The organism is Acaryochloris thomasi RCC1774, from assembly GCF_003231495.1.
Taxonomy (GTDB): Bacteria; Cyanobacteriota; Cyanobacteriia; order Thermosynechococcales; family Thermosynechococcaceae; genus RCC1774.
The window spans coordinates 1-5764 of sequence record NZ_PQWO01000054.1 but is presented as its reverse complement, the minus strand read 5'-3'; the positions used below and the strand labels follow the sequence as shown (position 1 = coordinate 5764).

At 51.4% G+C, this 5764-nt stretch carries 12 protein-coding genes; 2 read left to right on the top strand and 10 right to left on the bottom strand.

Features of this window, described 5'->3' with window-relative positions; all coding sequences use genetic code 11:
- Window positions 1-20 precede the first annotated feature (20 nt).
- The 6 genes from C1752_RS27745 to C1752_RS27725 form a co-directional block, all read right to left on the bottom strand.
- Window positions 21-503 carry a hypothetical protein gene (locus tag C1752_RS27745; protein ID WP_110989278.1) on the bottom strand — a complete coding sequence of 161 codons (483 nt, stop codon included), beginning with the start codon at window positions 501-503 and terminating at the stop codon, window positions 21-23.
- A gap of 3 nt (window positions 504-506) precedes the next feature.
- Complete coding sequence (locus tag C1752_RS28220) at window positions 507-710, bottom strand: hypothetical protein (RefSeq protein ID WP_146242479.1); 204 nt, start codon at window positions 708-710, stop codon at window positions 507-509.
- A gap of 54 nt (window positions 711-764) precedes the next feature.
- Window positions 765-1139, bottom strand: a complete 375-nt coding sequence (locus tag C1752_RS27740; RefSeq protein WP_110989277.1) for a DUF6876 family protein — start codon at window positions 1137-1139, stop codon at window positions 765-767.
- 76 nt (window positions 1140-1215) lie between these two features.
- Window positions 1216-1593 carry a DUF6876 family protein gene (locus tag C1752_RS27735; RefSeq protein ID WP_110989276.1) on the bottom strand — a complete coding sequence of 126 codons (378 nt, stop codon included), beginning with the start codon at window positions 1591-1593 and terminating at the stop codon, window positions 1216-1218.
- Window positions 1594-1671: 78 nt separating this feature from the next.
- Window positions 1672-1869: a hypothetical protein gene (locus C1752_RS27730; protein ID WP_110989275.1), complete on the bottom strand. Its 198-nt coding sequence runs from the start codon at window positions 1867-1869 to the stop codon at window positions 1672-1674.
- A 78-nt stretch (window positions 1870-1947) separates the two neighbouring features.
- Window positions 1948-2223 carry a hypothetical protein gene (locus tag C1752_RS27725; RefSeq protein WP_110989274.1) on the bottom strand — a complete coding sequence of 92 codons (276 nt, stop codon included), beginning with the start codon at window positions 2221-2223 and terminating at the stop codon, window positions 1948-1950.
- Between the two features lie 408 nt (window positions 2224-2631).
- Between C1752_RS27725 and C1752_RS27715 the strand changes: the two genes are divergently transcribed.
- Window positions 2632-2859, top strand: a complete 228-nt coding sequence (locus C1752_RS27715; RefSeq protein WP_110989272.1) for a hypothetical protein — start codon at window positions 2632-2634, stop codon at window positions 2857-2859.
- 4 nt (window positions 2860-2863) lie between these two features.
- Window positions 2864-3055 carry a hypothetical protein gene (locus C1752_RS27710; protein ID WP_110989271.1) on the top strand — a complete coding sequence of 64 codons (192 nt, stop codon included), beginning with the start codon at window positions 2864-2866 and terminating at the stop codon, window positions 3053-3055.
- A 134-nt stretch (window positions 3056-3189) separates the two neighbouring features.
- Here the strand turns inward: C1752_RS27710 and C1752_RS27705 are convergent, their stop codons facing one another.
- The 4 genes from C1752_RS27705 to C1752_RS27690 form a co-directional block, all read right to left on the bottom strand.
- Window positions 3190-3768, bottom strand: a complete 579-nt coding sequence (locus C1752_RS27705; protein WP_110989270.1) for a V-type ATP synthase subunit E family protein — start codon at window positions 3766-3768, stop codon at window positions 3190-3192.
- 79 nt (window positions 3769-3847) lie between these two features.
- A complete protein-coding gene (locus C1752_RS27700) occupies window positions 3848-4852 on the bottom strand; it encodes a phosphoadenosine phosphosulfate reductase domain-containing protein (RefSeq protein ID WP_110989269.1) in 1005 nt (334 codons plus the stop codon).
- Window positions 4849-5364: a hypothetical protein gene (locus tag C1752_RS27695; protein WP_110989268.1), complete on the bottom strand. Its 516-nt coding sequence runs from the start codon at window positions 5362-5364 to the stop codon at window positions 4849-4851. Before C1752_RS27695 ends, C1752_RS27700 begins: the two co-directional genes overlap by 4 nt.
- A 28-nt stretch (window positions 5365-5392) precedes the next feature.
- Window positions 5393-5614 carry a hypothetical protein gene (locus tag C1752_RS27690; protein WP_110989267.1) on the bottom strand — a complete coding sequence of 74 codons (222 nt, stop codon included), beginning with the start codon at window positions 5612-5614 and terminating at the stop codon, window positions 5393-5395.
- Window positions 5615-5764 lie beyond the last annotated feature (150 nt).

Here is a 5764-nt window from a genome sequence, read left to right as displayed (position 1 = left end):
TACCTTTTCGTCGAGGAAGCTCATGCCCTCACCCCCTGAGCTGCCCGAACGTTAGCGATCGCCTGCCCAGCGACGGCTCTCCAGTCGGTGTTCTCGTCCCACTCCAGAAAGATGCGCTTGTACCCTAGCCACACATTGCAAAACAGAACAGATTCATCCTGCGTTCCCGGCTGGGCCTCAAGAGTAATCGGCTGCTGCAGTTGAGCTGGTGTTAGACTTGCGATCGCAACCATGAAACTTTTCGCAAAAGTAGAATCATGACCGCATTCGATGACGACGGGCCGGTGTGCGGTCAGGGTGATATTGAGTTTGCAGCACTCTTTTCCCCGTCGTTCGACCTTGGGAAATTCGATGGCTTTGAGATAGCCGGTGAGGGACGGGGGTAGTTCCTGAGGTTCGCTGTCGATGAGCTGAAACCAGAGTTTATTTCCGTTGGCTCTGTGAGCATAGATATACAGGGTTCGGAGGGATTCGCCGAACCCGAGGGGCCGTAGTGTCTTCATGGGTCAAACCTCCTTTGATTTGATTGCGACTGTTGCATGGCTTGCTGGACATTCCAGCAAATGAAAGGCTCCAGGCGGACAGTAGTAAACCGCCGTGTTCCAGTCGATCCGGCCAGCGAATAGTAAATCGTTGATTAGACTTGCGATCGCAACTGCGATTGCATGTTGTGGATGTCTTTGGAGTCTTTTGGGTAATGTTGGCTGCATATCAATACGTCCTTCTGAATAGATCAATATTTCTGCGTTGGGTGGCCGCGATAATCAGGAGCCTTCGTATTCCGAGGGCAGCATGAGACAACCCTCGACAACGAATAGCTCTAGTTCAGGCAAGGGGAAGGCTGTAGCACGGACTTGACGGCCAAATTCTGGAGATGTGTTGAGCCTATCCCTGTAGCAAAACAGGACAGGAGTGCTGCCATTGTGAAATTTCCAGCATTGGAATTGCTGTAGTTCTTTGCTAGCTGTGATGCTGGTGCCTTTCTGGTGAGTGGCGATCGCAAGTACTAACCACTCAATTTCAAGCTTTTCAATGATGTATAGAATTCCATCGGTGTATAAAAGCCCAGTGAAATGTCGGTGGCGAGTGGGGCTAGGCTGAAACTGCCTGAGCCGTTGCTCAAGTTCTTTCGGTTTCATGGGTCTTACTCCTGTATGGCCCTTGCAGTGGTCGGGCGTTTGTATTGCTGCGGGGACGCTGTGGCCCCCGATGGCTTTAGTGTTCTGAGGGAAGCAGTAGTGTTCCTTGCTCCATATAAAGCTTGATTTCCTGCATCGGGAAGTCCGTGGAGGGGATTAGCTGGCTGATCGCAGGTTCGCAAGTGCTGGGGCTGTCTTCGTAGCAGGCTAGGATTGCGCTGCGATCCTCATTAACTTTCAGCAGCCAGAGCTGGAACTCTTGTAGGTCAGGGTTGTATATAATCTGGTAGCTTTTTTGGTGAGATGTGATCGCATCCACAAGCCACATACACTGGGCATCCTCGGTCAATATCTTGATGCCGTCTGTGTAAGTGATTCCCAGTGGATGCCGGTACCATTGCTCGGTGCCGGTGCAATGCGCGAGATTTTGCTGAAGTGCTTCTGCGGTAATCATGTATATTTCTCCTGTCCCTTGTAGCGATGGGTTTACGGAAGGTATGCGGCGGGGGCGCTATGGCCCCTGTTGTTTGCGTTAGTAGGTCCGCATGAAGCGAACGAATTCAGACGAATCGTTCATGTAATGGGGATCTTGCTCTAAGCAATTGTCGAAGTAGTTTGCGATCGCTTGGTCTGGTGAGTTTCCCGTGCTGACTGCGAATATCTCAGGGTCATCATTGGAGTCTGAGGCAGTCCAGGTGTCTGGGATTGGAGCGGCTGAAACTTCAAGCATGAGTATTTCTCGCGTAGTCCCCTGTAGCGCTGGGGTTTGCAATGGTGAGGCGATGGGGGCGCTGCGGCCCCCTGGTGCTTAGAACTGGTCGTCGATGGCTGCGATACGGTCGTCTGCTGCTGTCTTCCATTCAGAGCAATACAGCTCGATAAGGTTGGGGGCAACAGTACCAAAGGTGCAATTGGTTGCAACCCAGGCTTTGATGCGTTGGACGTAACCGCCTTTGCGCTCACAGGCGAAGGTGTAATCTTCGCGGACCATGCACTCGTTGAGTGGGTCGAACTGCTCGACTTCGGCATCGACACAGAAGAGTTGCGACTGCTGGGCTGTTGCAGGGGCGAGGGAAATAGTCATAATGGAAATCTCCTGATTAGTCTTGGGAGTGCATCGTCACCGCTTGTTTCTTTCCGGGATTGGGCGGTGGCTTTGCTTTGTTTGTATGTATCTATAATATCATGTATGCATCATATGATGCATACAAAAAGACTTTATTTTAGAAAGTTTACATTGAAGGAATTCATGATGATGGGCTAAGTTAAGATTGTTCTATCCTGCTTATGATGCATATATGCCCAATCCTTCGCCAAAGACTGAACATCTTCGCTCAGTTCGCCTTGATTCTGAAGTTGCGCCCAAGTTGTCTCGGCGTACTACAGGCACTTGTTTGGAGCCTGAGGTGGAAGCTGCGGTTGATCGGCTTCCGAATAAGTCAGCGTGGCTGAGACGGGTGATCCGTGAAGCTGCAGAGCGTGAGGGTTTGATATGACGCAGGCAACACCGGAATCATTTGAGCAAAAGGTATTGAGTCGTTTTGATGCCATTGATAATCGGCTTACGACGATTGATGTAGATATCAAGGCCACCAATGCCAAGGTAGAAAAGTGGGATGGTCGGTTGTGGGGTTTGACCCTTGCTCTCATTGGTACGGCCTGGGCTGGAATTATCGGAGCTTCTGTCGTTGTTATAACGAGATCACTCTCCGGCGTTTAGGCAGATGAACCCCCAAGATTTCATCCAGTCTGAAGGCATTGAAAACGTCCTGACGGCAGCGATCGAACATGCAGAAACTAAAGCCTTGCTCTACGGCTCACTGGGGGATGCGATCAACCATCGCTACTGGGTCAAGGTTTGGTGGTCGCTAACTTCCGCTTGCGATTGCCGAAGGCAGGCTAACGCCATCGCATAATTACCGATCTCGATGTTGAGGAGGCGCTGGAGAGCTGGCGAGAATATCAAGGGCTGCGGTCGGAGATCTGAGGGGTGGCTTTATACATCGATGTATAGATTGCGAGTTGAGATCGCAAGCAATAGAGCTTTCAATTACAGCAATGAGAGTTGCTGCACAGCTCCGGTCATCTCTCGCCAGTCGCTCTCGAACTTGCTGATGTTTTGGCATTTGTCCTCTATTGCAGAAGGGCAAGCGACAAAAAATTCTTCGATAGCTGGATACGTCTTTGGCTCCCTTCGATGTATATAAACTCTGATCCACCCGCCAGTGGTTTCAAGTTCGCTGTGGGTTGCGATCTCAAGTCTGTTGATTTGGGCTTCTATATCCTTCCGACTGCCGCTACCGATGGTTTCCACGCTGCGGCGAGCGTTAACCATCGTTCGTTTGGTTGTTCCGTTGGCTTTGTAAATACGTCGGACACGATAGATAGCGAACTCAGACTCTCTGAGCCTTTTTTCATAGAGTGAGATCGCATCATGGCAACCTCCCTCGACGCAGAGGTCGTAGGCTGTTCCTGAGCTGAACAGATGCATTCTGGGATTGAGCGCCAGAGCTAGACCGCCAATCCAGAGGGCGAAGGCTCCTGACTTCGGGAGTTTTTTGTACCTTGCGATCGCATTTTGTTTGCTTTGAAAGGGGCAGAAACTACAACAGGATTTCTCCCAGGTCACTCCTAGCTTTGATTTGAGATAATCTATGCAGTCTTGGCGCGCCCATCCCGAAATTCAATAGATGAATCATTTGTTTTCTCTAGTTCGGTCCATTGCTTTCTCCGTAGGCACCAGCGGGGGGCTTCCATTCGCTGACAATCACCGGCTGTTCGTATTTGTCATTGAGCGCCAGGGCCACTAGCTCAGGGTTGTTTGCCTCGGGGTAAGGTGTTCCCCTCTCGGCCAACTGTCGGACGCTCATCGTTCGTTGGATCGTTGTGTTGAATCTTTCCTCGTACTGGGCGATACGCTCGAAGTGAGCAGGGGCGATCTTACGAATGGAGGCCCATTGGTTCGCGCTGCCAAAGATGCAGGACATACAGGACAGCCGACCCCAACCCAGTTGATAGGCCGGATGTGGATTGATGCAAAACTCTTCGATTAGGCTCCAGACTTCTGCTGTACACCAGTGATGAATCGGACGATAGCGGTCTACATAGCGACGGCTTCTGCCATCCCGATTGTCAGTTCGGTCTGGCTCGAAAGCTTCGTACTTGGCTCTCTGGGGTGATTCCTCGGCCCGCTCTCCAGAAAGAATGAGCGTCTTGCTGTGGTTGAATCTTTCTTGGTTGGTGATTGCGATCGCACAAACGTCGATCTTCAGGTAAGCGCTACACCAGCGCACCGCCAGATTGCCGGATACTTGCGGGAACTTGCGGCGAGTGCCCAGCTTGCCGCTTTGTCCTCCAGTCGATTGAAGGCCGTCAGGTATCTCGAACCATGTCGGTGCTTTGCGCTGTTCCTCTCGCAGCATCTCACGCTCGAAGCCTCCCTCTAGCCAACTGAAGTAAATGGGCAGCTCTAGGGCGTCAGCCACGGCTTTGCAATAGGAGCGAGTGACAGGCCAGTCCATAAGGTTGGAACCTTCACGACCATCGATGTCGTGGTGCCATAGTTCGATGTTGGGACATCCTGCTTTGATGGCCCACAGGACGCAGGCTAGGGAGTCTTTGCCGCCACTGAAGGCGATTACCGTGCGGTCGTACGCTTCTGGGGGAGGGAGGGCAGCAGGTTCATTAAGCGCTAATTCAAGCTGGGTGTTCATTGCCCCGTGATTGCCTGTATCTGTTTGCTGTATCTGTCGCAAAGTGTTCCGAGCTTACCCATTGGATCGCAAATGACTTCCATGTCATCTGCAAGAAGGAAGTCCATGTGATTCGCCGTGAGCAGTGCGGTTGCACCGTGGCCTCTAAAATTGTCTGAAGCGACAGCAAAGTGAGGCCGTAGAATAATTTCACCCAGCATGAATTGGTGGGTTCTCTGGTTGCCGTGGCTTGCTCTAAGATCCTTTGTTGCTCCAACGAAGATGACTTCTTCCTTCCCTGGTTGTGTATAGAGCCAAGCTGGAACCCTAACGGCATGTTGTCCGTACATCATCTGATCCGTGAATGCATTGTCGAAAACCATATTGTTCTCCTTGTTGGCATGAAAAGTGGTCCACAGGACGCAGGCTAGGGAGTCTTTCCCACCACTGAAGGCAATGATGGTGCGATCGTATTTGCTAAGCGGTGGGGGCTGAGCAGGCTGGCAGAACGGAAGGGACAGTTGCGTATTCATTTCTGCTTAAAACCCTCTCTGCTATTGACTAATAGGCATTCCATAGCTCTGCTGCCGCAGCTTCTTTGGTTAGGAATTCTCGAATGTCTCCATCCTGGAGGATGGGAACCCCGAGCCTCACTGGAATTGCGTGATAGGTCTCTGAACCGACTGGCCGGGAGATCGTACCTATCGGTTTCTCGTGGAAAGATACTGTCCAGCGAGTAGGGTAGTAGCTATTGGAATCCCTTAATTGGATTAAGAATTTCATGGCAATACGTCACTAAAATGCCTGCTGCTGTTCTGGGGTCTTACGAAAGTGCGTGTTTCCGGGGACGGCCAGGGTAGGGCTAGTTGGGTGGTCATGGCAATGTGTCTCTAAAATGCTTGTGCTGTTCTCCGACCACCTCTATCTCGTGAG

What these genes read in the sequence shown, in the direction of transcription:
- C1752_RS27710 (WP_110989271.1), top strand. Translation starts at nt 2,864, where the DNA reads ATGAACCCCCAAGATTTCATCCAGTCTGAAGGCATTGAAAACGTCCTG.
- C1752_RS28220 (WP_146242479.1), bottom strand. Translation starts at nt 710, where the DNA reads ATGCAGCCAACATTACCCAAAAGACTCCAAAGACATCCACAACATGCA.
- C1752_RS27715 (WP_110989272.1), top strand. Translation starts at nt 2,632, where the DNA reads ATGACGCAGGCAACACCGGAATCATTTGAGCAAAAGGTATTGAGTCGT.
- C1752_RS27740 (WP_110989277.1), bottom strand. Translation starts at nt 1,139, where the DNA reads ATGAAACCGAAAGAACTTGAGCAACGGCTCAGGCAGTTTCAGCCTAGC.
- C1752_RS27700 (WP_110989269.1), bottom strand. Translation starts at nt 4,852, where the DNA reads ATGAACACCCAGCTTGAATTAGCGCTTAATGAACCTGCTGCCCTCCCT.
- C1752_RS27725 (WP_110989274.1), bottom strand. Translation starts at nt 2,223, where the DNA reads ATGACTATTTCCCTCGCCCCTGCAACAGCCCAGCAGTCGCAACTCTTC.
- C1752_RS27735 (WP_110989276.1), bottom strand. Translation starts at nt 1,593, where the DNA reads ATGATTACCGCAGAAGCACTTCAGCAAAATCTCGCGCATTGCACCGGC.
- C1752_RS27695 (WP_110989268.1), bottom strand. Translation starts at nt 5,364, where the DNA reads ATGAATACGCAACTGTCCCTTCCGTTCTGCCAGCCTGCTCAGCCCCCA.
- C1752_RS27745 (WP_110989278.1), bottom strand. Translation starts at nt 503, where the DNA reads ATGAAGACACTACGGCCCCTCGGGTTCGGCGAATCCCTCCGAACCCTG.
- C1752_RS27730 (WP_110989275.1), bottom strand. Translation starts at nt 1,869, where the DNA reads ATGCTTGAAGTTTCAGCCGCTCCAATCCCAGACACCTGGACTGCCTCA.
- C1752_RS27690 (WP_110989267.1), bottom strand. Translation starts at nt 5,614, where the DNA reads ATGAAATTCTTAATCCAATTAAGGGATTCCAATAGCTACTACCCTACT.